Genomic DNA, 1,325 nt, shown 5'->3' with positions numbered 1-1,325 from the left:
TGTGCAGTCGAACCATCATGACTTTTGCCTCCGTAGCTCCTCGATCAGCTCACGCATCGTCTCGCGACCTATGAATAATGCACGACGTCGCGGATCAATGCAATCGTCCGGGACCTGACAAGTAGCCTCAATTTCACGTTTTGCGACGGTAAGGTCTGGATTGCCGTCGAGCGCCAACGCGATGGCTCTCTGCAACGTCAGAAGCGTCGCCACATCGGCCTGCGACTCAGATTGGGCTGTGCGGTTCGCTTGCGCAGCAGGCAGCGATTGGGCAAAAGATACCCCTGCGGTGAGCGCAATAAGCAGGCCCGCTGCAGTTGCCTTTTTTGTAGCCCTATGAACGGCAAGTGACGCCCGTCGTTTTTGCTTGTGAATACTCTTCAACATCCGATTCTCCAGTGATTTCAAAGACACGAGCTTTCTCATTTGGTGAATCCAGGCGTACCTCGCAGCGTGTCCTGCGCGAAGTACGCCGCGGCTTTTTTTGCGATGTCGCGCTCCATGCGAAGGCGAGCATTCTCTGCACGCAACCGGGCTATCTCCATCTGCTCGGGCGAGACCTGGATGCTCTTGTCTCCACCGCCCGCACCGTCCAATTCTCCCTTGGCTGACAGCCGTACCCAGTTGCCCAGGCTCGCTTTGGGAATGCCCAGCACCTTGGCCACCACCGCAATCGCCTGACCCGAGCGGACCTGCCGAACAGCCTCCTGCTTGAACTCTCGCGTGTACTGCGCACGCACCTGCTTGTCACTCATCTCTGAACTCCTTGTCGGTATTTTCAACAAGGGTTAAGAACTCCTGTTTTCAGGGGCAACCTCAAGGAAATCGGCGGAGAGCGATCCAAATGATCGCCTGCTACATCGTCACGTCAGCGGCGCAAAGGCGGCTTTGTGCGGTCACGCACCAAGCGCGACTGCTTTAGTGACGACGAGGGAAGGAACGCGCTCCCCGCCGATCAGGCGAGGACACGTCACTGCGGGCGTTCTAAGCGTTCGAAAGGGGGCGACGTAAGATGCAGCCAGTAGTCCGCTATGTCTAGGGACGAGCTGAACATCGGCGGGAGAGTCACCTCCCCAGGCAGGGCTGATGAACACCCCGCATGGCAGGATGCGCAATCAGGGTCACCGCCACCGGTTTTGGCTGGATCGGGTGCTGTCTCTTTACCATCAGTAGCCTTGTGCTGATGGTCATGGTGACCGAAGTGTTTGGCTGCGGCCCCAGTTTCGTGCTGGCAATAGGATGCAATCGCTGCCCAACTGAGCTGCAGCGGCATCAATACCAGCAGAAAAATCATAAACAAGCGACGCATGGACAAGATTGTAGCA

The 1,325-nt window shown here is 57.2% G+C and carries 1 protein-coding gene and 1 pseudogene; both read right to left on the bottom strand.

What is annotated here, in order from left to right:
- Positions 1-15: 15 nt before the first annotated feature.
- The gene (locus tag EPD82_RS12045) at positions 16-426 is read right to left on the bottom strand and encodes a hypothetical protein (protein WP_206202216.1); all 411 of its coding nucleotides are present in this window, start codon (positions 424-426) and stop codon (positions 16-18) included.
- A pseudogene (locus EPD82_RS05575) lies at positions 418-755 on the bottom strand (transposase); the annotation flags it as partial. The gene EPD82_RS12045 and the pseudogene EPD82_RS05575, both read right to left, overlap by 9 nt.
- Between the last annotated feature and the right edge of the window lie 570 nt (positions 756-1,325).

This window comes from Tepidiphilus succinatimandens (genome assembly GCF_006503695.1).
In the GTDB taxonomy this organism is placed as follows: Bacteria; Pseudomonadota; Gammaproteobacteria; order Burkholderiales; family Rhodocyclaceae; genus Tepidiphilus; species Tepidiphilus succinatimandens.
This window is presented reverse-complemented; position numbering and strand designations above follow the sequence as displayed.

Excerpts from the sequence above, each read along its gene's own strand:
- EPD82_RS12045 (WP_206202216.1), bottom strand. The coding sequence starts at position 426 with ATGAGAAAGCTCGTGTCTTTGAAATCACTGGAGAATCGGATGTTGAAG.